The 24,743-nt window shown below is 56.3% G+C and carries 18 protein-coding genes; 2 read left to right on the forward strand and 16 right to left on the reverse strand.

Annotated features, from left to right (window positions below):
• Positions 1 to 170: 170 nt before the first annotated feature.
• From EL26_RS11425 to EL26_RS11450, 6 genes are all read right to left on the reverse strand, one after another.
• Positions 171 to 2,948: an AAA family ATPase gene (locus EL26_RS11425; protein WP_038088524.1), complete on the reverse strand. Its 2,778-nt coding sequence runs from the start codon at positions 2,946 to 2,948 to the stop codon at positions 171 to 173.
• Positions 2,929 to 3,600 (reverse strand): ABC-three component system middle component 1, encoded by a 672-nt coding sequence (locus tag EL26_RS11430; protein ID WP_152559250.1) that lies wholly within the window; start codon positions 3,598 to 3,600, stop codon positions 2,929 to 2,931. The genes EL26_RS11425 and EL26_RS11430 overlap by 20 nt, the downstream gene beginning before the upstream one ends.
• Before the next feature lie 32 nt (positions 3,601 to 3,632).
• Positions 3,633 to 4,514: an esterase/lipase family protein gene (locus tag EL26_RS11435; protein WP_038088529.1), complete on the reverse strand. Its 882-nt coding sequence runs from the start codon at positions 4,512 to 4,514 to the stop codon at positions 3,633 to 3,635.
• 139 nt (positions 4,515 to 4,653) lie between these two features.
• Positions 4,654 to 5,481 carry a carbohydrate ABC transporter permease gene (locus tag EL26_RS11440; RefSeq protein ID WP_038088532.1) on the reverse strand — a complete coding sequence of 276 codons (828 nt, stop codon included), beginning with the start codon at positions 5,479 to 5,481 and terminating at the stop codon, positions 4,654 to 4,656.
• Positions 5,482 to 5,493: 12 nt separating this feature from the next.
• A complete protein-coding gene (locus tag EL26_RS11445) occupies positions 5,494 to 6,798 on the reverse strand; it encodes a carbohydrate ABC transporter permease (RefSeq protein WP_038088535.1) in 1,305 nt (434 codons plus the stop codon).
• Between the two features lie 79 nt (positions 6,799 to 6,877).
• On the reverse strand, positions 6,878 to 8,173 hold the full coding sequence (locus EL26_RS11450) for an ABC transporter substrate-binding protein (protein ID WP_038088538.1): 1,296 nt from the start codon (positions 8,171 to 8,173) through the stop codon (positions 6,878 to 6,880).
• Positions 8,174 to 8,475: 302 nt separating this feature from the next.
• On the opposite strand from EL26_RS11450, the gene EL26_RS11455 reads away from it, so the two are divergent.
• Complete coding sequence (locus tag EL26_RS11455; RefSeq protein WP_038088541.1) at positions 8,476 to 9,939, forward strand: adenylate/guanylate cyclase domain-containing protein; 1,464 nt, start codon at positions 8,476 to 8,478, stop codon at positions 9,937 to 9,939.
• A 61-nt stretch (positions 9,940 to 10,000) separates the two neighbouring features.
• Here the strand turns inward: EL26_RS11455 and EL26_RS11460 are convergent, their stop codons facing one another.
• From EL26_RS11460 to EL26_RS11490, 7 genes are all read right to left on the reverse strand, one after another.
• Positions 10,001 to 10,693, reverse strand: coding sequence for an FHA domain-containing protein (locus EL26_RS11460; protein ID WP_038088544.1), 693 nt, complete (start codon positions 10,691 to 10,693; stop codon positions 10,001 to 10,003).
• A gap of 66 nt (positions 10,694 to 10,759) precedes the next feature.
• Entirely contained in the window at positions 10,760 to 12,742 is a 1,983-nt protein-coding gene (locus EL26_RS11465) for a penicillin-binding transpeptidase domain-containing protein (protein ID WP_052036275.1), read from the reverse strand.
• Positions 12,739 to 13,461: a transglycosylase domain-containing protein gene (locus EL26_RS11470; RefSeq protein WP_038088546.1), complete on the reverse strand. Its 723-nt coding sequence runs from the start codon at positions 13,459 to 13,461 to the stop codon at positions 12,739 to 12,741. Before EL26_RS11470 ends, EL26_RS11465 begins: the two co-directional genes overlap by 4 nt.
• Positions 13,462 to 13,583: 122 nt before the next feature.
• Complete coding sequence (locus tag EL26_RS11475) at positions 13,584 to 14,789, reverse strand: MFS transporter (RefSeq protein ID WP_038088549.1); 1,206 nt, start codon at positions 14,787 to 14,789, stop codon at positions 13,584 to 13,586.
• Between the two features lie 149 nt (positions 14,790 to 14,938).
• Positions 14,939 to 16,291, reverse strand: a complete 1,353-nt coding sequence (locus tag EL26_RS11480; RefSeq protein ID WP_038088552.1) for a SpoVR family protein — start codon at positions 16,289 to 16,291, stop codon at positions 14,939 to 14,941.
• 37 nt (positions 16,292 to 16,328) lie between these two features.
• Positions 16,329 to 17,495, reverse strand: a complete 1,167-nt coding sequence (yhbH, locus tag EL26_RS11485; RefSeq protein ID WP_038088553.1) for a sporulation protein YhbH — start codon at positions 17,493 to 17,495, stop codon at positions 16,329 to 16,331.
• 67 nt (positions 17,496 to 17,562) lie between these two features.
• A complete protein-coding gene (locus EL26_RS11490) occupies positions 17,563 to 19,461 on the reverse strand; it encodes a PrkA family serine protein kinase (RefSeq protein ID WP_038088556.1) in 1,899 nt (632 codons plus the stop codon).
• Between the two features lie 296 nt (positions 19,462 to 19,757).
• On the opposite strand from EL26_RS11490, the gene EL26_RS11495 reads away from it, so the two are divergent.
• On the forward strand, positions 19,758 to 20,327 hold the full coding sequence (locus tag EL26_RS11495) for a TetR/AcrR family transcriptional regulator (protein ID WP_161780713.1): 570 nt from the start codon (positions 19,758 to 19,760) through the stop codon (positions 20,325 to 20,327).
• A gap of 79 nt (positions 20,328 to 20,406) precedes the next feature.
• Here EL26_RS11495 and EL26_RS11500 read toward each other — a convergent pair whose 3' ends face one another.
• The 3 genes from EL26_RS11500 to EL26_RS11510 all read right to left on the reverse strand — a co-directional run bounded on the left by EL26_RS11500 (position 20,407) and on the right by EL26_RS11510 (position 24,703).
• Positions 20,407 to 22,629, reverse strand: a complete 2,223-nt coding sequence (locus EL26_RS11500) for a YhgE/Pip domain-containing protein (RefSeq protein WP_038088559.1) — start codon at positions 22,627 to 22,629, stop codon at positions 20,407 to 20,409.
• On the reverse strand, positions 22,626 to 23,252 hold the full coding sequence (locus tag EL26_RS11505) for an ATP-binding cassette domain-containing protein (RefSeq protein WP_038088562.1): 627 nt from the start codon (positions 23,250 to 23,252) through the stop codon (positions 22,626 to 22,628). Before EL26_RS11505 ends, EL26_RS11500 begins: the two co-directional genes overlap by 4 nt.
• 158 nt (positions 23,253 to 23,410) lie before the next feature.
• Positions 23,411 to 24,703, reverse strand: a complete 1,293-nt coding sequence (locus EL26_RS11510) for a tetratricopeptide repeat protein (RefSeq protein ID WP_038088566.1) — start codon at positions 24,701 to 24,703, stop codon at positions 23,411 to 23,413.
• Positions 24,704 to 24,743: the final 40 nt, after the last annotated feature.

Consider the following 24,743-nt stretch of genomic DNA (forward strand, 5'->3'; position numbering starts at 1 on the left):
GTTTTTACAAGTCCGAAAACACAACATCTACTAGTATAGCTTATTTTTTCCCTGATCTCCTGCCAAAAATGTACAAAATCGTCGAATGGAGAGGAAAAATTTTTGAGGCTGCTTCGGGAATGCGTTGTCCATGAGAAAAAGACACCTGCGACGGGGGCGGGTGTCTTATCTCACGACTTCCAGGCTGCCGTGCGGATGTCGAAATCCGAGTGGAGCGGCGGCACGACATCGCGGTACGTCTGCGGGCCTTTTTCCGAATAGCTTTCATATTCGATAAACCCGACGCGCAGAAAACGGAACTTCTTGAGCATCCATTCATAGAACGAGCTGTCATGCGTGGAGATGATGAATTGGCGGCGCGTGTTCGACGGGTCCTGCAACAGGTTGCGGATCAGGTCGATCAACGCCAGGACATTGAGATCATCCATGCTCTGCACCGGGTCGTCGAGCGCGATCAGTTGCAACGGCGACCATTGTTGTTGCAACGCCATCGCGAGGAAAAACGACAAGGCCACCGCGTTGACTTGCGCGGAACTGAAAATGTAGGAAGGGTTGGCTTCCACAAGTTCGCCGCTCTGCTCCCCTGTCAAGACGGTCAGGAACAGATGGTTGAGGTTGCGTTTTTTCACGGTGTCGTGATCGAGTTCGCAAAACAACGGGTGCGAATTGAGTTTCAGGAAAATCGAGCGCATCGTGGAAAACAGCCCTTCCATCACTTCGTTGTTCATCTTCGCGACAGCCTCCGGAACTTTGTTGCGCACAGACTTCACCACTTCAATTCGCTCCGTCAGTTCGCCAACACGGGATTCCACCGCTTGGAGTCGGGCTTGCAAGGCTTGTTCTTGCTGCAAAAGTTGCCGGTAGCGACGCAGTGCAGAAACGGTTTCCAACTGATGCAAAAGGGAATCGACCTGTATCATGCGGGAAATCAAATCGGTTTGGCGGGCTTGGTACTCCTGTTCGGCTCCCTCCAACAGCAACGACGCCGCTTCCGCTTCCTTCGGGTGTAAGGCAAGTGCTTGCAAGGATTCCTTCAGCGCGTGGCGGATTTCTTTCGCTTGCAGGACAGTTTGCTTGCAAGATTCGCAGGACTCGCGCCACGTGTTCCGTTCCTCTGCCGCCAAATCGACCCATTGCTGACGGGTTTGCCGGAGCTGCTGTTGGATTTCCTCCCCAAGATCCGCTCCTGTCGCTTGAAGTCCGAGGGATTGCGCGCGGTGTTGAAAATCGGCCAAGGACTGTTCCAACTCGGACAGTTCCGCTTGTTCAAGATTCGCCGTCTGTTGCTGGCGTTTCATCTCGCTCTGGCTTTGCAGAAGTTGTGCCTGCCAACTTTCCAGTTCCTTGGCAAACTGCCCGTATTGCGTTTGAAAAAACGCCTCCGCCGCTTCCCATTCCGCTTGAACCGTTTGCAAGCGGTGCGCCGCTTGATCCAACCGCTCTTGAAATTGCATCAGCTGCGGGTCTACTTGTTCCTGTTGGTGTTGGACATGGGCGAGGATGTGCGCGGCGGTGATTCCCGATGTTCCGCAGGCGGGACATGCCTGGAGATCTTGGTGCCCGTTGACATGATCCCGCAAAGAGATGAGCAACCTGTTGTACTGCTCTTGCACGGACCGGTAGGCTGTCAGCGCGGACTGCGCGTCCTCCCTCCCGCAGTGCGCTTGCTTCCGCAACCTCTGCAACTGAATCGATTGCATGGCGGCTTGCTCCATGCTTTGCACAAGAGCCGCGAATCGTTTCCATGGAGCCCACGCCGATTCGGCGCGAAGATCGTCCACGACCGTCCTCCGCAAGTGAGCGAGCCATTCGATGCGAGCGGCTGGCTCAGGCGAGAGTCCTGCTTTTTTCAACAAGTTGAAGACGTGTTCGGCTGTCGCTTGTTCTTCTCGCAAATCTTGGACGGACTGCTCTCGTATTGCCCTGTTCTGCACCAGCTCCGCCTGGCGGTTGCCGTTTTTTTCATACTCCGGCACGCGCTGTTGCAGCCATTCCAATTTTCGCAGTCGGGTGTCGAGTTCCTCAAGGCTCTGGTATCGTTTGAGTTCTTGCAGGTTCGCTTCATAGACAGGCTTCCGTTCCTGCCACTCGTTGTACGCCTGACGTGCCCGCGTGAGTTTGACCTGAACTCCCTGCAACTTCTCTTGCTCCTGTTGCAGAGCCCGCCGTTCTTCGTGAATTCGTTCGACAGAAAGGTCTTCCACCGCTGAAAGTTGGCTCTGTTCCGGAAGGACATCCGCGACCAAGGAAGCGAGTTCCGCAAGTTGCGGTTGAAGCGCTCGGTGTTCCGCCAGCAACGATTGCTTTTGAGCTTCCAAATCACCCAGCCTGCGTTCCATTACCTTTTTCGCTTCTTGAAACAAGTTCCGGTATCGATTGTTGTAAGGCTCCGTCCCAAACACCATGGACACATTCTCGTACCGCTCGCTTTCCTTCATGCCGCGTAGAAACCGGTTCATCCGTTCTTGGCTCAACAGATGGGTCAGAAAAAGCCCCTTCCCCACATCTGTCATCACCTCTTGCCAACCGCGATGCACCAACAGGTCGCGAAGTTGAACTTCCGCCTCTTCGCCTGTATAAGACACTTCGTCCACGGTCAGCACCAAGCTGCTTTTTTCCGCGTCGGTCGTGTCAGTGGGCTTGGCGGTGCCCGTCCGCGTCAAAACCACGACCTGCCCGTCTTCCATGCCTGCCTCCAGGCGCACTCGGGGGTTGCGGGCTTGATGAAACTTGTTGCCGACATAGCGGTATTGCTTGCGTTCCTGCGTCTCTTCCTCCTCGTAGCGAAACAGTTTCCCTGTCAGCGCCCACTCGATCGCATCGAAAAAAGACGTCTTGCCGTGCCCGTTCGGTCCGTACAGCACCAGCACATCGGCATCTTGAAAGGAAAACGAAAACGTCTCGCCAAACCCGCGAAACGCCTCGATCTCAATCGCTTGCAAGCGCATCTTCCACACCTCCCGTCATCGGCTCTCCCAACAAGCGCAACAACCCTTGCACATCGGCTGCACCGTTTGCAAAAAAATCCGGTGTCAGCTTCGCCGCAGCCCGCTCCTCCACCGTTTCTTGCAACCTCCGCAAAAAGTGTCCCTCTTGAAACCACGCTTCCGGCGATCGAGCACCCGCACGATGCAACCCGTTGCCAAACGGGAGCCGTTCCAACAGACGGTCGGGATGCTGAAGATCAGCGCGGGTCAGCACGTAGATGCGAAACCCGACACGGTTGTTTTCGATCTGTTTGCGAAGCTCCGTCGAGACCCGGTCTGCATCCACAACCAGCAGTAGGTACAAATCATGGCGCAACGCGTCCAGTTCCACCGGCAGATGGTTCCGCACTTTATAGCCGAGTTGATGGGCCGCTCGTTGCCAATTGTGCCAAAGTTCGGCCTCCTTCTCATAACACGAAACGGCGAACAGTTGTTGAGGCGAGCCATACACCGCTTGAATATGGCGGTATATCAGGCGATCCAGCAACACCAAATTCGTCCTGCTTTGAAAAAAATCATGCAATTCGTTCAACAGCTTCTTGACCCGCGGTCGCATCATCTGGCGAACTTGCTCCACCAACTCCGCCCGATCAGACACCTGATGCGGTCCCATCGGTTCGGTGTCCAAGGACTCCGATGGGACGATCAGGGGTTTGCTTGGAAGGGAAACGAGTCGAGCAGAGAGATGACGTTGTACTGCTTGGGAGTCTCGCTTTGGCTTTGCACCGCTTCCAACTGGTCGAGCACATCCAAGATGTGATCGCGCACGCGGATGTAGGCGACGCTTTGCGCCCCGTCCGCCACGTCGAGTATTCCGCTGTGATCGCCCGGCAACGGGACACTGTCCCGCCAGAACGAGTGAACCACGTGCGGAAGCGCCGACGTACGTTCCACGATCTCATCGGTCTGCCCGTAGCAGAACCGGAACCGCACGTTCTCCAACGCGGAATTGTCCTTATGCTTCGTCCACAATCGGATCGTATCGTCCAAAAACTTGCCGTTCGGACGCAATTCTTGGATCTGCTGATTGTGGTTCGCCCATTCCAACAGTTTGTTGTACTGTGCCAACGCAGCCCCGTTAAATGGAGTGGCAAGCGAGATGTAGCCGCCCACCCGCAACGGGACGTTGGCTTCCATCTCCTGCAACAGATAATGAATGCCGACCAAACCGCCCATGCTGTGTCCAATTAGAACCACTTTGTCATAATCGCGGTACTCGCGCGAATCGAGTTCAAACTTCAACTCCGCCGCCAATGTCGCGATATCGGTCACGTTCTCCCGACTGACTTTCAGTTCGCGCTTAAACAAGCGCAGCACGCCGGTCACCCCGCCGATCAATCCGTTGACGAGATGCGCGGTATCAAAACGGGCGAGGGCGACATCAACACCTCGCAAATGCGGGTCTTGCAAGAGCAACTCTTTCCACGGCTCCCATGTTTCCGGCGCGCCGAGACCGTGGATCAACACAGCCAGAATTCTGCCTTTGCCCGTCTCCTCTCGACGGGATGTGTGCAATCGCAAACTCATGGCAGTCCCTCCTTTTTTCAGATTCTTGTCTCTTTTAACAGGTTTCCTTTCCTTACACACGCTTAAACTCCCCCAACAAAAAAAGCCCCCGCACGCCACAGCGCAACGGAGACTTTTTTTACACCTAGTAAGGAAAAAACTACTCTTTCACCGCACCGGACGTCAACCCGGAGACGATGCGGCGTTGGAAGATCAGCACCATGACGACCAGCGGCACGGTGACGACGATCGAAGCGGCGGAGATTTCCGCCCACGGGATCGTAAACTGCCCTTGGAACATCGCAATCCCGACCGGAACGGTCTTCATCGATTCTTCCGTGTTGATCGTCAGCGCGAACAGGAACTCGTTCCACGCCGCGATGAACACGAGGATCGCCGTGGTGAACACGCCCGGCATCGCCAGCGGCAGGAAGACTTTGGTCAGCGTCTGCCAGATCGAAGCGCCGTCCATCTTCGCCGCTTCCGCCAAATCGAGCGGCAACTTGCGGAAGAAGATCGTCAAGTTCCACACCGCCAGCGGCAGGGCGAACGTCGTGTACGGAATGATCAGACCGAGCCACGAGTTCGTCAGCCCCACCGATTGCAAGAACATGAAGATCGGCGAGATCGTCGCGATCTGCGGGAACATCGAGACGGCGAGCACGATGCCGAGGATCACCGTCTTGCCTTTGAAGTTCAGCCACGCGATCGCGTAGGAAGCAAACACCGACACGACGATCGCGTACACGGTGGTCAGCGTTGCGACGGCCAGCGAATTCCAGAGATACGTGCCAAACGGCCGCTCCGTGAACACGAGGTTGTAGTTGTTGAACGTCGGTTCCTTGATCGCGATGGAAAACGCGCTCTCACCGAACAGCTCGCCCGGCGGTTTGAAGGAAGCCAGCATCTGCCACAGAAACGGGAACATGACGGCGAACAGGAACAAAATCAGGAATACGTAAAACAGCGGCCCGGCTTTTTTCTGCATCGTCCTTCCCCCCTACTTCCCGCTGTTTTCGCCGATCAAATCGGCGCCGAGGATTTTGATATAGCCCATCGAGATCAGCGCGACGCAGAGGAAGACGAGGACAGACAGCGCGGAGCCCGCGCCGAAGTTCATCTGAGCAAACATCGTCTTGTACGCGTAGATCGAAATCGTCTCCGTGGAGTTGGCAGGGCCGCCGCCGGTCAGCACATACACGAGGTCGAACACGCGGAACGCGTCCAAAGTTCGGAACAACAGCGCAACCAAAATCGAGGTTTTGAGCATCGGCAACGTGATGCGGAAAAACTGCTGGCGTTTCGTCGCCCCGTCCACTTCCGCCGCTTCGTACAGCGACTCCGGAATCGTCTGGAGCCCCGCAAACAGGAGCAGCGCCATGAACGGCGTGGTCTTCCACACGTCGGCGAAGATCGTGGAGAACATCGCGCCCCACTTCGTCGTCAGCAGCACGCCCGGATCGGAGATCAATCCGATCTTCCAGAACACGTGCGCCAAGATGCCGTTTTGCCCGTCGTACATGAATTTCCACATGAGCGCCGAGATGACCGTCGGGATCGCCCACGGGATCAAGACGGCGGCGCGCACCAATCCGCGTCCGATAAACTGCTTGTTGATCAACACGGCAATCCAGAGTCCGAGCACCAGTTCACAGACGACGGAGAGGACGGTGAACAGCACGGTGTTGCCAAGCGACGCCCACATCCGGGAGTCGGTGAGATATTGCTTGTAATACGCCAAGCCCACGAAGTTCGGCTCGATGACCGAGCCCTCCAGCCCGCGCACGATGCCGAGCACGTTTTCCGTTTTCAGCTGTTTGTCGTTGGAAAGCGCGAGGACTTTTTTCTCCGCGTCTTGGAGCGTGTCTTTGAGTTTCTGCGCTTGGACTTGCTCTGCGTCGAGAAACTTCACGTCGTCCGGGACGGGCTGCATGTTGTTCAGCAGGTCGTCCACTTGGGTGTAGCGGTCGGTAAATTTCGGGTCTTGGTTCAACTCTTTGTCCACCGCCAGAACCGATTGCAGAACTGCGTCCAGTTCTCCTGCGGCGGGGGCTTCGACTTGTTTCTTCTCGTTGGCGATGTTCGACTTCAGAAGCGGCAGCCCGTTGGCGTACCGTTCCATATCGATCCCGTACGCGCTGTGAATTTGCGACTTGGTCGGGTCGTTGAGCCGCACGTCGTAGAGCGAGATCCAGAACGAGCGGACGACCGGCCAAATCGCGATCACGAGGATGATCAGCAGCGCAGGGAACACCATCAGATAGCCGGCTTGTTTCTCCGACATCCGGCGTTTGCTTTTTGCCATGTTCTCTCACCACTTCCACATACCATGAATGCTCCTCCGTTATTCGCAGAGGAGCACCCAGGCTGTTTAGGATCTAGTTTTACTTCACGACTTCCTTCATCTTGGCATCCATGTTTTGAACCGCTTCTTCCGCGGTCTCTTGGCCTGCGATCGCTTTGGAGATCTCGATTTGCATGATGTCGGAGATCTTCGGATATTGCGGCGAAGTCGGGCGCGGCACCGCTTTGGAGATCCCGTTGACGAAGTCCTTGTTCGCAAACAGCGGAGACGCTTTTTGCACGTCGGCGTCGTCGTATTCCGGGAGCAGGGTCGGGGCGGAACCGCCGTCGACCGCGGTGATTTTTTGACCTTCTTTGCCGGTCAGGTACTTCAGGAACTCCCACGCTTCCTTCGGATGCTTGGAGTTCTTGTTGATGCCGGACAGCCAGCCGCCGAGCGTCGCCGCGGAGCCTGCGTCGCCTGCCGGAAGCGGAGCGAGCGCGACTTTGCCGGCGATCTTCGATTGCTTGGTGTCATTCGCCGCGGCGAACTGGTACGGCCAGTTGCGGATGAACGCCGATTGGCCTTCTTGGAACGCGGTCGCCGATTCGGTTTCGGTGAACGTGGTGATGTTCGACGGTACGAAGTCGGATTTGACCACTTCGATCATCTTCTTCAGACCTTTGACGGTGCCCGGGTTGTTGATGACAACTTGGCCTTTGTCGTCGAGGATCTTGCCGCCGTACGCAGCCGCGAACTCGACGAAGTTGCAGACGAGTCCTTCGTATTGCTTCGCTTGCATCAAGTAGCCGAATTGGGTGCCGCCTTGGCCCTTGGTCGCTTTGGCTTGCGCGATCAAGTCATCCCACGTCTTCGGAACTTCTTTGACGAGGTCGGTGCGGTAGAACAGCAGACCGGTATCGATAAACTTCGGCATCGTCCATTGTTGGCCGTTGAAGTTGCCGGCTTGGACAGCGCCTTGGATGTAGTCGTTCATGTTGATGCTGTCTTGCTGAATGAAGCGGTCGAGAGGCAGCAGATAGCCCGCTTGCGCAAACTCTGCCGGCCAGATGACGTCGAGGTCGAACACGTCGATCTCGGACGATTTGGCGGAGAACATCGTCACGTACTGGTCGTGCGATTGGCCGGTGTCAGACGGCATTTCGCGCAGTTCGACTTGGATGTTCGGATGGGTTTTGTTGAATTCCTCGACGATGTGGTTCGAGGCGGCGGTGGTGTCTTTGCCGCGTGCAAAAACCAATTTGACCTTCTCATCCTTGGAGCCGGTGTCTGTGGATTTGTTGTTGTCGGCGGTGTTATTGCTCGAGCAACCTACCATCGTGACTGCCATCATCGTGACAAGACCTGCCGTAGTGACCTTCTTCCAGCCTTTCATTGGATCACATGTCCCCTCTCATTTCTCTGTTTTCTGCTCCTATCGTTGCGTTGCAGTTGGTTCCTACCAGATAGATATGCAAACGATTTCACGCTTTTTCCACCCAAATCATACTATCCGTTCTTCTGAATTGTCAAGCAATTAGTAAGTAGATTACAGCTAAGCAGTAAGTATTGTATTTTTATTAAGCGGCATACTCGTTTACAATTCCCAAGCACAGCCCCCGAAAAGTGACCTCTGGAAAGACATGCAAAAACAAGGTAAGATTTTAAGTATTACCTGGGGTAAGGGAGATGTCGGCCATGAAAGCTACGGCAACGAATCTGTGGAACAAAATCGAGGAGCTGCAAGCGCAGTTTGCGGTGGACCGCGAACTGGCGAACACGTTCGGCAAACTCGTGGAGGAACAAAGCGATTGGGACTCGTTTCGCATCAACCCGCTGCGCTTTGCGGCCCGTCACGGGCTGGACGCCACGCAGACGGTCAACCTGTTCATCTACGGAACCAAAGCCGGCCTGTTCGAGTTGGATTGGAACTTGATTTGCCCGATGTGCGGCTGTGTCGAGCACACGTATGATTCGCTGAACCAAATCGCGATGGGCGACACGTTTTACTGCACGCTGTGCGACGAGCATATCGAAACGGAGCTCGACAACTTCGTGGAAGTCTCCTTCAACCTCTCTCCGCAAGTTCGGGAGTTGGACATCCATCCGTTTGCCGATCAAGACTCGTACTTCCGGTACTTCTTCTCGCAGAACTTCGTCCGCCCGCAAGCGTTTGTCGATTACCTCCTGCATCAATCGATCAAACAATTTGCCCCCCTCCCGCCGAACGGCTCTGTAACGTTGACGATCAACGGGAAACCGGGCGAGCATTACCGCTTGATTTCCCTCGACAAACATTCGGTCGCCACCGTTCAATTCACCGACGAAGTCCGTACCGCGCTGCACACGGTGGACCTGCAAGCCGGGTCGAACGGACTGCGCCCCACGGAAATCGAAATCGGTTCCGGTCCGCTGGAGATCCGCGTCACCAACCAAGACGCGCAGGAGACGGCGTTTGCGCTGATGCTTTCCGATTGGGAGCACCTCTCGTCGCTTTTGAATTGCGAAGCGGGCAACTCCTTGATGGAAGTCAAACCGTTTCTCTCCGGCAAGATGCTCTTGAACAACCAGAAATTCCGTGAGAGCTTCCTCGTGGAGAACTTGCCCAACGGCATGAACCTGAAGATCTCCAACTTGACGATCCTCTTCACCGATCTCAAAGGCTCCACCTCTCTCTACGAAAAAACGGGCGACGTCGAAGCGTACCGCCTCGTCCAAGACCACTTCCGCCTCTTGACCGACGTGGTGTCGCAACATGACGGGGCGACCGTCAAGACGATGGGCGACGCGATCATGGCGTCGTTCTCCACGCCGGGCGACGCGGTGACGGCGGCGCTCGCGATGGTGCGGGAGATGAAGGCGCTCAACGACTCCATCGTCGATCTCGACACGACGCTGGAGTTGAAGATCGGCTTGCACACGGGACCTGCGCTGGCGGTCAAAGCGAACGAGACGATCGACTTCTTTGGACAAACAGTCAACCTCGCCGCCCGCGTGCAAGGACAGGCGGAAGCGGGCGAAGTGTGGATTTCCGAAGCCATTCAATCCGACCCCGCCGTCCAAGACGTGCTCGCGGCAAACGGCTGCCGCGCGGAGAAGCACACCGTGACGCTCAAGGGCGTCAACTCGCCTTCGACCATCTACCGCTGCGTCACCGCCTGATGTGCATCCAGCATAAAAAACGCAACAAAAAAGGAGCCTGTTGTCCAACAGGCTCCTTTTTTCATCTCTCGCTGCCCTCTTTCGGTTCGAAAATGAACCCGGTTCCGCGCACGGTCGAGATGGTATAACGGCTGTGATGCAGTTTTTTGCGAATGCGGTAGACGAGCGAGCTCAGTTCGTCGTTGCCCACGTCCGGCACGCCGTGCTCATCGAGGGCGCGCTCCGGCCACACGGTCCGCTTGATCGTTTCAAACGAGACGAGCGACCCGGCGTGTTCGTAGAGCATGAGGAACAGACGCCACTCCTTGTCGGACATCGTGACGCAATCTGCGCCGACCCAAGCCACGCGTTTTTCGCGGTCGATGCGCAAGTCGGAGATGTCGTCGATCGGCAACGCGTTCAAATCGAGTTCGAGCGTCATCTCCGTCAGTTCATAAGAAAAACGCAACGACACCATACCGCCCGCAAGCCGGATGATATCGAGGTTTTGCAACTCGTAGGGAACGTGCGCTTCAAGCTTGCGGTCGCCGATGTAGGTGCCGGTCTTTGAGCCGAGGTCTTGCAACACTGCCTTGCCGTTTACGTTTTGGATGCTCAGATGGCGGCGCGAGACAAACACGTTCTGAAACGCGATGTCCGGCACCTCATGCTGGGTCGCGCGGCCGACCACGGTTTCGTCCGCTTCCAAGAGCAGGCACGAACCGGCGTGATAGGGCTCTCCCTTTTCAACATAGAGACAGGCAAAAGGTACCACCGAGATTCTCCTCTCATATCTCGTACAAACCTTCAAGCACATCTTAACTGAAAATGGGAGTTGAGGCTAGTGGGGCAGCCCTTGTGCCTCTTGAAAAAGCGTCCGCATCTTCGACCCGAGCAGGTGACTTCCCCCTCGTCCCTGCACGTTTTCCACCAAAAGCGTCAGCAGCAGATGCGGGCTCTCGATGTCGTACGCGACGAACCAGCCCAGTTCTTTGCCTGTCGTGTTTTGCGCCTGCTTCAACTCGGCGGTGCCGGTTTTCCCGGCGAGTTGCAAACCGTCGATCTTGGCACCGTGGCCCGTGCCGTTCGGGTTGTCGATCACGTGCACCATGTCGGAGGTGAGCAAGTTGGCGGTTTCGGGCGTGAGGGCGCGGGATTTCCAGACCGTTTTGGCGGCGACGGCTGCATGGGCTCCCTTTTCTTCCTTTAATATTTGCGGAGCGAGGATGTCGCCTCCGTTGGTGAACGCGGTGTAGGCAGCGGCGACGTGCAGCGGGCTCATCAGCACTTCACCCTGCCCGTAGCCGGAATCCGCCAATTGGATGTCGCGGGTCGGACCTTGGCCGTCGTTGGAGAGTGTGGGCGTGTCGACCGGATACGGAAACGGCAGTTTTTCACCGAAGCCGAACTTCGCCGCTTCCGTGGTGAAGCGTTGCGCGCCCATCTTGAGCGCGGTTTGGGCGAAATAGATGTTGTCGGAAGCGATCAACGCTTTTTCCAGATCGACGGACTTGTAGGTGTCCGAGACGCGGGTAACGTAGTAGCCGCCCCAAGCGGCGTCGGCTTGCCACTTGAGACCGGAAATCTCGTGCACGTCCTGCGGCGTGATCGTCCGGGTGTCGAGCGCCATCGCGGCGGTGAGCGGTTTGAACGCCGAGCCCGGCGGGTAGACATCGGCGAAGCGGTTTTGGAACGGATGGTTCGGGTCGTCGTTCCACGCCTTCCACTGCTCATCCGAAACGCCGTGCGCCATCTCGTTGGGGTCGAAACTCGGCGTGGAGACCATCGCCAGCACTTCGCCTGTCAGCGGGTGGAGAGCGACGCCGGCGCCGGATTCGTGCTGGAGTTGTTCGTAGACGTTTTGTTGAAGCTTGGCGTCGAGGGTCAGTTGGATCGCGTCGCCGTTGATCGGTTTTTTCTCGGCGACCGTCTGCCGGACTTTTCCTTCGGCGTTGACGATGTCGATGCGCCCGCCGTCTCGTCCGCTCAAGCGGTCGTTGAGCAGGTTTTCGAGACCGGTTTTGCCTTGGCCGTCGTCTCCCGTGTAGCCGATCAGATGCGCGGCGGCGTTGGCGAGCGGATAGGCGCGGACTTTTTGCGGTTGGGTGGTCACGCCGGGGAGGGCGGTCAGCTTCTTCACGAGCGTGTCGGTTTTCGGCAGGGTTTTGACCGGGACGAACGTGTCGGGACGCACCCAAGAGGCGTGGAGTTTGTCTTCGATGCTTTGCTTGTTCATATGTAAAAGCGTTGCCATCTGCGGGAGCGTGGCGTCGGTTATGTCTTGCGGAACGAGGCCGATGCTGAATTGTTCTTCGTTGATCGCCAAGCCTGCGCCGTTGCGGTCGAAGAGTTGCCCGCGTTCGGCGTGCAGCACTTGGGCGCGGACTTTCTCGCCCGGTTTCAAGTCCGGGAAGAGCAGCGACGGCGTCCATTGAATCATCCAATGGCGGCCTTCTTTGACGGCGGAAGCGGTTTCCGTGGACTCGACCGGACCGGCGAGCGAATCCATCCGGAGGTGGAACGTGAAGGAGGCGTCCTTCATCGAGAGCAGGCTGGCTTGCAGGTTTTTGGCTTCAATCCCGTCGTAGATCGACGTGTAGCGGGTGGTAAACTGCTCTTCGGTCATCGACTGTTTGGAGTCGGAAGAGAGGGCTTGGTACATCGCGGCGTACTGCCCGGTTTGCCAGTTTTGGAGGAAGCTCTGAACGGCTGCTTGTTCGGAGTCTCCGGTGACGGCGTAGACGGTGCCGGCGGAGCCGGCGGTCAAGACGAGAGCGAGGAGGAGCCAGATTCGTTTTTTCCGGGGCTTTTTGGTTTTGGTCACGGGGTGTCACTCCCTTCTCCTTGGCCGAAGAGTTTCAGGGGTTCGTTCTTGGCTTGGGTCAGTTGATCTTGCGTGATATCGCCGTTCTTATACATCGCGTCCAGCACGTGGTTGCGGCGTTCGATGGCGTTCGGGACGTTCTCCGGAATCCACGGGTTCAGCGCCGACGGGGCGTTGGGGAGTCCGGCGAGCAGAGCGGATTCGGCGAGGGTGAGTTTTTTCAAGTCTTGCCCCTTGCCGAAGTACGTGTCGGCGGCGGCACGGATGCCGGTTGCGCCGTTGCCGAAGTAGACGTTGTTGAGATACATCGTGAGGATGTCGTCTTTGCTGTAGTTGTGTTCGAGTTCGAATGCGAGCACGATCTCGTTGAGTTTGCGGGTCATGGTGCGGTCTTGCGAGAGATAGACGCTGCGGGCCAGTTGCTGGGTCAAGGTGCTTGCGCCCTCCGCGGCGCTCCTCGTGGTGACATCGTTGTACACCGCCCGCCCGATGCCGTAGAGATCGAGCCCGCCGTGTTCATAAAAACGGACGTCCTCCACATCAAGGATCGCCATCTTGAGCGAGTTGGGGATGTCTTGCAGTGCGGCTTGATTTTCCGGAATGGTCTGTGTATGTTCGTGATTTTCCATCATGGATTTGGCATGTTCTTGCAGGGTGCACCCCACCAACAGGATCAACACGGCTCCCAGAGCCAGTCCCCGCAGCAGTTTGCGTATCATAACACTCACCTCATGAAAAGTGTACGGCTGGGAGAGTGTGGATACCATGATAGCGGAGTATCAAGTTTCTGATAAAAAACGAAAAGCGCAAGGCGTACAGGAGGTGTACGTCCTTGCTCTTTTTACAGGGCGGCGGTTTCGGGAGTCGGAGTTCCCGTCTTCCTGCGAACCGCAAAACTGCAGACGAAGAGCAGGACGGCCCCCGCCAGAAAATAGGGTTTGTACCCCCAGCGCTCCAGCACCCATCCGATCACAATATACGAAAGCGGAACCACAACCGCGTATAAAGTTGATCGAATTTCATAGACGGCGGGCAATTCCGGCAACGGAGTCGCCAACTGCAAGAGCGTTCCCGTCGTGTTCATCATAAACATCACAAACAGAGTCAAAAACACCATGCACACCAACAGCACATACAGGTTCTCGACGAAAACCGGCACGAGCAAAGCCAAGACGATGCCCGCAATCGAAATGTTCAAATAGCGTTTGTAGTGCTCTTTGACTTTGAGCGCATACGCGCCGTACACACCGAGCAAGGAGCCTCCCGACAAACAGATTTTGATCAGCGTGGACCCGAGACTTCCATGACCTTCCTTGAGCAAAAACGGTCCGTTGATTCCGGCGAACACGATGTTGATCAATACGCCGATCGAGATGCAGTACAAAATCGTCTGGTTGCCACCGATCATCCGAATCGTAACCACCCAATGATCGGAGAAAAACTTCATTTTTTTCTTCGCAGGAGCAGCCGGGGCTTCCGGACGCTCGTCTCCGGTGAGACGTGTCAAGTATCTGACCAAGAGACCCCCTCCGCAGCTCACCGCCGCATAGAACACAAAAAACACCGAGATGTTGCGGGCTGTAAACAGATAACTCACCAACGGCGCCAAAATCATCGACACGTTCAAGAAGATGCTGCTCACAGAATTCGCCTTGAACAGATACTCCTTGTCCACCAGACGCGGGATGATCGAGGACGCAAACGAAGTCCGCATCTCTTGCAAGATCGCAAACAGGATGGAACAAACGAAGTAAAACAAGATGGAATCCCCCCAAAACAGGGAGCCCAAAACAGCCAACAGTGAAACGACGGTCACGGTAAAACTCATGCTGGAGACGACCTTGAACGGAGAGAACGGTTTGCAGACCGGCACCAAATAAAACATCAAAATCCGTGACCCCGCCACCGTGGTCGCCGTTAGAAAGCCCGAATACAAAGCGGAATTTGAAATCTGATAGATCACCAACAAAAACGTAAAACTCATCGAAGAAGCGAGAAAGTCCTGTACTTTCGTCCCCAAGAGATAGAGGGCGAAGTTTTTGTTCATTCCAATCACACGCTTTCTTGGCAAGGAATGCAAATTCTACTGTCTACCTTCTTCTGGATACAAAAGGAAATCCCTTGCCGTCCCATGCAAAAAAACTCCCTCTGCAGAACAGAGAGAGTTCGCGTTCGTTGCTTTTTTTCCCACTTGCCTTACACAAACCGCCGATGGCTCTTCTTCCCGTCGAACGTAAACACCACCGCCCGGTTATCCAGCATGGTTTCGAGATGCGTCGTCCGGCCCCAGAGGTTGTAGACGTGGGGGAGGGTTTTTTCGAGGTATTTGACGTCGAGTTCTTGGCCTTCGAATTGGTGCTTGAGGTAGAGCTCGCCGTTTTTCAAGTAGTCGCCGTCATGCACCAACAGCACCGGGAACCCGCCGTTCACCCGCGAGGCGCACAGCTGGTCGCGCACTTTCTCCCAGTCCTTCTCCATCACCTTCCACTCGTCGCCTTGCTTCCCGTACAAGTACAAATCCATCTCCTCAACCAAGTCCCGGGTCAAGTAATTCCGCAAAAACGAGCTGTCCGAGTCGTACTCCCGAATCTCCCACATCCGCTCCCGTCCATACCGCTTCTCGATATCTTCCCAGATCTTCAGCCCCACATGGTACGGGTTCAACGACGTCCGGGACGGCATGATGACGCCCGCGTTCATCTTGGCAAACTCGATCGTCTCGCCCTCATCCAAGTCCAACTCGCGCATGATCCGCAAGTGCCAGTACGTCGCCCAGCCTTCGTTCATGATCTTCGTCTCGATCTGCGGCCAGAAGTACAGCATCTCCTCGCGCATGATCGTGAGGATATCCCGCTGCCACTCCGGCATCCCTTTGGCGTTTTGCAAGATGAACAACAGCAGATCTTTCTCCGGGTGCGCCGGAAAGCGGGGGGCGGGTTTGGGCTCCTCCTTTTTCTTCTCCGTCCACTCAAACACGTCGGCGTACGGATCGGGCGCGGTCGCCGGTTCGATCGGCCCTTCATTTTGGCGCGCTCGCAGCTTGCGTCCCACATACGTCGGGTCGATGTGCTCTTGGATCGCCAGCACCGAGTCGATAAACTCCTCCACCGCCAGCTTCCCGTGCTCTCCCTCGTACTGGCGAATCCGCTCCGCCGACGCCGCCATCGAGTCGACCATGTAGCGCGACGTGTTGGCAAAGCGGCTGTTGTTTTTGAAAAAGTCACAGTGCCCCAACACGTGCGCCACGATCAACTTGTTCTGCAACAGCGTATTGCCGTCCAGCAAAAACGCGTAGCACGGGTCGGAGTTGATGACGAGCTCGTAGATTTTTGACAAGCCGAAGTCATATTGCATCTTCATTTTGTGGAAGGATTTTCCGAAAGACCAATGGCTGAACCGTGTCGGCATCCCGTACGCCCCGAACGTGTAGATGATCTCGCTCGGGCAAACCTCATAGCGCATGTCGTAAAAATCCAGTCCAAAGTCGCGGGCGAGCATCGTAATCTCCTCAATCGCGGCTTCCAACTGCTGCATCTCGTCGTTCGTCATGCCAATCCTCCTCTCTCAAAAAAAAAGGGAAGGGCCCCTACGAGGCCCGAATCTTGTCCTTGGCGGTGAAGAAGTGGCAGAGGGCTTTGTACACTTCACTTTTTTCCCGAATGATCGAGTACTTGAACTTCTCGTCTTGGATGTTCTTGTACGCGTTCATGAGGCTTGAAGAACGGTTATACTGATTGACTTCCCCATACCCAAAAATATTCGACACCTCCATCAACTGCTTGATCAGCTTGATGCACTTGTCGTTGTCGCTGGTCAAGTTGTCGCCGTCGGAGAAGTGGAACGGGTAGATGTTGTAGCGGTCGGGGTTGTACTTGGAGTTGACCAGGTCGAGCGCCAACTTGTACGCGCTGGAACAGATCGTCCCGCCGCTCTCTCCCTTGGTGAAAAACTCGTGCTCCGTCACCAGTTTCGCTTCCGTGTGGTGCGCGATGAACTGGATGTCCACATGCTCGTACTTCGTTTTGAGAAACCGCGTCATCCAAAAAAAGAAACTGCGCGCGATGTACTTCTCAAACTGCCCCATCGACCCGGAGGTGTCCATCATCGCCAGCACCACCGCTTGCGAGTGCGGGGTCTGGATCTCCTCCCACGTTTTGTAGCGCAGGTCGTCGTTGGTGATGTTGTGCAGCCCCGGATTGCCCGCCAACGAATTGCGGCGGATCGCTTCGATGAGCGTGCGTTTCTTGTCGATGTTGCCGGCGAGTCCTTTTTTGCGGATGTCGTTGAAGCGCACGTCGGTCGTCGTCACTTCGTCGTGCTGCTTGCGTTGCAGGTTTGGCAGCTCCAAGTCGGCAAACAGCATGTTTTCGATCTCTTGAAGCGACACTTCCGCTTCGTAATAATCGATGCCCGGCTGCTCCCCCGCCCCTTCGCCTTTGCCGGGGCCTGCCGCTTGTTTGGCGGACGGGTCTTTGCCGAGCACGTCGCCGACTTGCGAATCGCCGTCGCCTTGGCCGCCGTGCTGGCCTTTGCCGTAGTTGTAGCGGAACCGATACTCGTCAAGCGAGCGGATCGGCACTTTGACGATCTGCCGCCCGTCGTGCATGATCAAGCTCTCTTCCGTGACGAGATCGGCCAAGTTCTTCTTGATCGCTTCCCGGACTTTCTCTTGGTGGCGCTGTTGGTCCTGCTCCCCCTTGCGATGGAGCGACCAGTCTTCGCGCGACAGGATGAAGGACGGTCGATGGATCATCGCGGCTCCTCCTTTCTTCTTTTGGAAAAAGGGACAGGCATTCTCCTCCTGTCCCTCGGCGTGCGTATTAACGATTCAAGAGGCTGCCGGTGTAGCGCAACAGCTCGTTGGCGCAGACCGGGCAATAGCCGTGTTCGTCGATCAGGCGCGAGGTCACTTCGTTGATCTTGCGCAATTGTTGCGCATCCGGTGTCTTGGACGAGGTCGTGATCTTGACGACGTCCTTGAGGTCGGCAAACAACTTCTTCTCGATCGCTTCCCGCAAGCGTTCGTGGGAGTTGTATTCAAACTTTCTGCCTTTGCGGGCGTAGGTGGAGATGCGGATGAGGATCTCTTCGCGGAACGCTTTTTTCGCGTTCTCGGAGATGCCGATCTGCTCTTCGATGGAGCGCATCAGCTTTTCATCCGGATCGACTTCTTCCCCGGTGATCGGGTCTTTAATTTTCTGCCAGTTGCAGTACGCTTCGACGTTGTCGAGGTAGTTTTCCAGCAGGGTTTTCGCCGACTCCTCGTAGGAGTAGACGAACGCTTTCTGAACTTCTTTTTTCGCCTCTTCGTCGTACTCTTTGCGGGCGATGCCGATGTAGTTCATCAGGCGCTCTTTGTCTTCCTTGGTGATCGACGCGTGCTGATCGAGTCCTTCCTTGATCGCGCGCAGCACATCGAGCGCGTTGATGCAGTTGGTGTCGCGGCGGATGAGGGCGGACGAAATGCGGTTGATGACATAGCGCGGGTCGACTCCGAACATCCCTTCATCCGGGGACTCCGTGCGCAGTTCTTGAATGTCTTTGTCTTTGAATCCCTCGACGGTGGCCCCGTCGTAGAGCTTGAGTTTTTTCAACAAGTCGACGCCGTTCTTCTTGGATTCCTTGAGGCGGGTGAGGATCGAGAAAAACGACGCGGTCTTCAGCGCGTGCGGCGCGATGTGCACGTGGCGCATGTCGGACTGCTTGACGAGCTTCTCGTAGATCTTCACTTCCTCGGAAACTTTCAAGTTGTACGGAATCGGCATGACGATCATCCGCGATTGGAGCGCTTCGTTCTTCTTGTTGGCGATGAACGATTTGTACTCCGTTTCATTGGTGTGGGCGACGATCATTTCATCCGCCGAGATCAGCGCGAAACGACCGGCTTTGAAGTTGCCTTCCTGGGTCAGCGAGAGCAAGTGCCAGAGGAATTTCTCGTCGCACTTCAGCATCTCTTGAAATTCCATCAGACCGCGGTTGGCTTTGTTCAGCTCCCCGTCGAAGCGGTAGGCGCGCGGGTCGGACTCCGAACCGAACTCGGCGATCGTCGAGAAGTCGATCGAGCCGGTCAGGTCGGCGATGTCCTGCGATTTCGGGTCGGACGGCGAGAACGTGCCCACGCCGACGCGCTCGTCTTCGGAGAGCAAGATGCGCTCGACCGGAACGCTCTCGATCTGGCCGCCCCACTCCGTTTGCAGGCGCATCCGGCAGTGCGGGCAGAGGTTGCCCTCGATGCGCACGCCGATCTCTTTCTCAAAGTCTCCGCGCAACTCATCCGGGATCAGATGCAGCGGCTCTTCATGCATCGGGCAGCCTTTGATCGCGTACAGGGCGCCGTCTTCCGTGCGCGAGTAACGCTCCAAGCCTTTTTTCAACATCGTGACGAGTGTCGATTTGCCGCCGGAGACCGGCCCCATCAGGAGCAGAATCCGCTTGCGGACGTCCAATCGGCGGGCCGCCGAGTGGAAGTACTCTTCGACCAAACGCTCGATGGAGTCATTCAACCCAAACAGTTCATTGCTGAAAAACAAGTACTCTTTGCGCCCGGCTTCGTCGGTCTTGATCCCCGCCGATGCGATCATGTCATAAATTCGGGAGTGTGAAGTCTGGGCGACTTTGGGGTTGCTGCGAACGACCTCCAGGTAGTCGAGAAAAGTCCCCTCCCACCGAAGCTTTTCCTCTTGAGCCCGGTAAGCGGTTAAACGGTTCAGGAAATCCATGTGTCATCATCCCCCTTTTTCGTACGGGCCCGTGCCCAAGCTTGACGCCGGGTGCCTGAGTTTCTTCATCTTATTCGGACAGTGGCTTGCCCTAGACCTTGGGAGAGAATATTGATTTAAAATTCTGAAACTTTTGTTTCGTGTCGATGTGGAGTGAATATTGTCCTGATCGTATTTTATAGATATGCGGATGGCTGTCATCTGTTGCATACCGTCGAAATTGAAAACCCTTACAAGCTGTGCTATACTAATTTCATATGCCCAAACCTACTTTATAGCAAATGAAGGTGATGTTGTTGCGCAAAAGCAAAACCAGCTTGATCTTCCAAGCAGCCATCGATGTGTTTTCGGAGAAGGGCTTTGACAAAGCGACGATGGATGACATCGCGGCGCGCGCGAACGTCGCCAAAGGCACGATCTACTACCATTTCAAAAGCAAGGAAGAGCTGTTCCTGTTCTTGGTGGAGGAAGGCATGGAGTTGCTTCGCGAAGGCGTGGAGTCAAAGTTGATCGATGACATGACGCCGCGCGAGAAGATCGAATTGATTCTGCGCGAACAGATCGCTTTCTTTGGTCAATACCGCGATTTCTGCGTCATCTTGCTTCGGGAATCCTGGGGGGCGGAAGACCGTCAACTCGAATTCCGCAAGATGCTTCGTTCTTATATGTCTGTCATCGAGAAAATCGTCCAAGAAGGCATTGCAGACGGTTCGTTCCACGACGTCACCGCCGAGAACGCCTCGTCCGCGCTGTTCGGCATGGGCGCGATCGCTTCGCTGCACATCCTGCTTGGCAAGGGCGAGTACAACGAAGAAGGCCTGTTCGCCGATCTCAAACAGTTGGCGCTTGGCGGCCTGCTGAAATAACCCCTTTTCAAAAAAGAAAGTCTCTGCTCCCGGTCGAGGAGCAGAGACTTTTTTGTGCCCGGCATGGGGGCTTGTGAACTTATCCTGCCAGCACGTCTTTGTCATGCAGGTCGCCGACTTTGAGCGTGCGGCGGGTGGTGAGAACTTGCAGAATCAACACGACGACGGTGATGCCGCCGAGGATCAGCATGTCTTTTTGCACCAGCGCTTGGTCGCCTGTCGCGATGATCGCGCGCAGCCCTTCGATGCCGTACGACATCGGCAGGAACGGGTGAATCGCTTTGAAGAAGTCCGGTACCATCTCGATCGGGAACGTGCCCGCCGACGAGGTCAGCTGCAGGATCAAGATCAAGATCGCCAAGAAGCGACCCGCCCCGGAGCCGAGGCGCGCGATCAAGAACCCGATGATCGCAATCGATTCAAACGAGAGCAAGATCATGATCGCGTAGAACTCGACGGGATGCAGCACTTGCAAGCCGAGTCCCTTCGTCAGCACAAGGCCGGAGACGACGGTGGACGCAATCCCGACCGCGCCGAGCGTGAAGAACTTCCCGAGCACAAACGACGTGGTGGAGACCGGAGCCATCACCCAACGGTATTCCTTCCACGAGAGCATGAAGAACAGCACGACCGCTCCGACCCACAGAGAAAGCGGGATGAAGTACGACGCAAAGCCCATGCCGTACGTGGAAACCGGGTGAATCGGCTTGGAGTCCACTTCCACCGGGTTGGACATCGCGTCCGCTTTGGCGTCCGGATTCTTGACTGTGGAGTCCTTGGTGGCGTCCGTCAGTTTGCCCGCCAGTTCCCGGTTTCCGTCTGCCACTTGTTTCGTGCCGTCCGACAATTGCTTGGACCCGTCCGCGAGCTGCGCCGTGCCGGTCGCCAGTTGCGCGTTGCCGTCTGCCACATCGCGGGAGCCGGTCGCCAGTTGCGCGTTGCCGTCTGCCACTTGTTTCGCGCCGACGGCGAGGTCACCCGATTTCTGTGCCAGCGTCGACGTGCCCGTTTTCAAGTCGGTAATGCCCTTCGCGAGATCGACCGCTCCGGTTTGCAATTGCTTGGAGCCGTCCGCGACTTTGTTCGCGCCGGCGATCAATTGCGCTTGCCCGTCAACGACTTGGCCGATGCCGGCGGTTGCTTGATCGAGACCCGATTTGGACGCGCCGACTTGAGCGGCGGTGCTTCCGAGGTTGGAGGAGACGCCGCCGATTTTTTTCATCGCGCCGACGTAGCGCGGGTCGCTTGCGAACCCGTACTGCTTGGCAAGCGAATCCAGCAAGCTCAGCGCCGAATCGTTCGCGCCGGTGAGGTTGCCCGATGCGTCAACCGTGCCGAGTGCGCCTTGCATCTGTTGCAGTCCGCCTTGCAGTTGAGCCGTTTGCTCCCCTGCCGAGGTGAGACCGGATTGGATTTTTTTCAGACCGTCGTTGGCACTTTGCAGGCCCGGAGCCAGTTGCGCCGCGCCTTGCGAAAGCTGCCCGAGGCCCGATTGCAGCGAGTTTGCTCCCGACTGGAGCTTCGCCGCTCCGCCGTCCGCTTGTTGCAGGGCTTCATGCATCTGCTGGTTGCCGCTGGCGACTTGCGCGCTGCCCGTCGACGCTTTCGCTGCGCCGTCGGCAACTTGCTTTGCGCCGTCCGCCAATTTCGCCGCTCCGCTGTGCGCATCGTTGATGCCGTCATTCAGCTTGACAGCGCCGTCGTGCGTTTGGCCCGCGCCGTCCGCCAACTTGTTCGCGCCGTCGGCCGCTTTGGAGAGACCGTCGCCCGCGTCGCCGATGATGTCGAAGATTCCTTTGATGTACTCCTTGGAGAACTTGTTGCCGACTTCCTCGCGCAGAGACGTCTCCAAGCGCTTCGAGATCGTGGAGGCGATGTAGTTTTTGCCTTCGTTTTGCGTGAATTGAATCACGGCGTGTTTCGGGTTGTCGCCCGTGACGGAGAGCGCGTCTTCGGTGAACGTCGAAGGGATCGTGACTTTCAAATAATAACCCTCGCCCTCCAAGCCCCGATTCGCTTCCTCCTCCGAGACGACTTTCCAACCGACGGCGTGGTCTTTGACCAGTTCGTCGACCAAGTCTTGGCCGTACGCGACATGCTTGCCGTCTTTCGTCCCGCCTTGGTCGAGGTTGACCAGCGCGACCGGATATTGCTCCATCTGGTTGTACGGGTCCCAAAACGCGTAGAGATACAATCCGCTGTACAAAAGCGGGATGATGATCCCGACCACCATCGCGGCCCGGCCCAGACGCGAGCGCAGCAAACGGCGCATCTCCGTCCGGAAAATCCAGAACGTGTTCATTTCGTTTTCACCTCTCCATCAGGCAACGAGAGAACCAAGTCGCAACGCTCCGCCACTTGCGAGAGCACCGTGGTCAAGAGGACAACATGCCCGTCCTCCGCCAACGCCCGCAAATCGCGGTACGCCGCTTCCCATTCCTCGTTGGTCAAGCCGCTCTCCGGCTCGTCGATCAACACGACGTCCGGGCGATGCACCAACGCCGAGACCAAACCGACGCGAAATTGCTCGATGCGCCCGACGTCCTTGATTCTGTATGTGCAAACTTCCTGCAGGCCGTACTTCATGACGAGTTCCTTCACCCGCGCTTTGGCGTTTCGCACGCCGAACAACCGCGCTTGGAACACCAGCGCCTCTTGGACCGTCAACGTATCAAACATCGGCGAGAGGTCCTGAATCGGGCCGACTCCGGCGCGCTTTTTGTCCGGTTGTTTGCCGTCGACCAACACCTGTCCGCTGTCCGGACGCAGATGCCCGGATGCCAACAAGAGCAGCGACGACTTCCCCGTGCGGGACGGACCGTACACCGCACCCATCTGCCCGCTCTCCAACGTGAAGGTTAAATTCTGATAGAGACGTTTGCGCTTGTCGCGCAACTCCACGCCTTGAAATTGTACCGTTGCCACAGGAAATCCCTCCTTTCGTTCCTATACTTACGAATAAACTGACCACTTAGTACAAAATCTCACTTCGATCATTCTACCAACGCACTGACACGCTGTCAACACTAATTCAGCCATAAAAAAAGAGCCCGTCACCGGGCCCTCTTCTTGCTGTGCAAAACTTACAGCACGATGCCGCGTTCCTTGAGGTTGCTTTCCATCGCGCGCTTCATCTGCTCCAGCGAATGAATCGCTTTTTGCAGATCGCCTTGTTCCTTATAGATGTCGCCGAGCATCGAGTACGACTTCGCGATTTCACGCGGGAGGTCGGCGATCTCGAAGATTTTGACCGATTGCTCCATGAAGTCGACCGCTTCGGCAAATTGCTTTTGCTCTTTGCGAATCGTCGAGTAGGTGCGGTAGACGAAGCCGCGCTCCAAAGAGTCTTCCGCCAAGAGTTTCAGCGCTTCGTCGCAGTGAGTGGACGCTTGGGCGTAATCGCCGTTGCCAAGGTAGATGCGAGCCATCTCGCCGTGCGTGTGCGCGACTTTCTCGGTGTAGCCGTACTCTTGGTATTCCACCAAGCAAGCGGACAGCGTTTGCAGCGCTTCGTCGGCGTTTCCTTCTTCGCCCTTGACGATGCCGAAGTTTTCCTTCACTTCGATGGCGAGCTTGATGTTTTTCAAGCCGCGGTACAGCGAAATCGAGTGTTGCGCGTATTCGCTCGCCCGGTCGAAATCGCCCTGTTCGCGGAACGATTCGCCGAGGCGGCGGTAGAGGTCGGCGATTTTTTGGAACGATGCGGTCGCTTCCAAATAGGTGTGCGCGCGTTCATACGCATGCAGCGCATCTTTTTTCTCGCCGAGGTAGCCGTAGACTTTGCCGAGTTGACGCAAAATTTCCGCGGCGAGGAACGGGTCGTGATCTTCCACTTTCGCCATCAAATCGAGCGCTTTCTGCCAATGGTAGATCGCCAGCGGGTAGTTGTGGCGCTTCTCCTCGACGTAGCCGAGTTGTTTCAGGGCGAGCACTTGCATGTAGACGTCCTTGCGGGTCGTCGCCGAAGAGAGCACTTTGTCAAACCCGTCCAGCGCTTCGTCGAGTTTGCCGTCTTCCAGCAAACACTCCGCGAGGTCGAATTGAATTTCCGCCGAGTGCAGTTGCGGAACGGAATCTTCCATCAGGCCTTCCAGAATCGGAACGGCGCGTTGGAATTCACCCGCTTCCATCATCGAGCGCGCGACTTTATAAGTGGCGATTTGCTCGATTTGCATCTGCATGTCGGTGAGGAAGTATTCGATCGGGGTTTCTAACTTTTCGGCAATCGCCTGCAGAAGTTTATGAGACGGGTTTGCTTTATCGGCCTCAATCTGCGAAATCATGGACGGTGTGACCATGCCTGCGCCGAGGTCGCTCTGGGTCAAGCCTTTTTGAATGCGCAATTCCTTTATCTTTTGTCCAAGAGTTGCTGGCATCACAATCTCTCCTCTCGATGTGGATCAATCATACACTATC

The organism is Tumebacillus flagellatus (assembly GCF_000714935.1).
Classification (GTDB): Bacteria; Bacillota; Bacilli; order Tumebacillales; family Tumebacillaceae; genus Tumebacillus; species Tumebacillus flagellatus.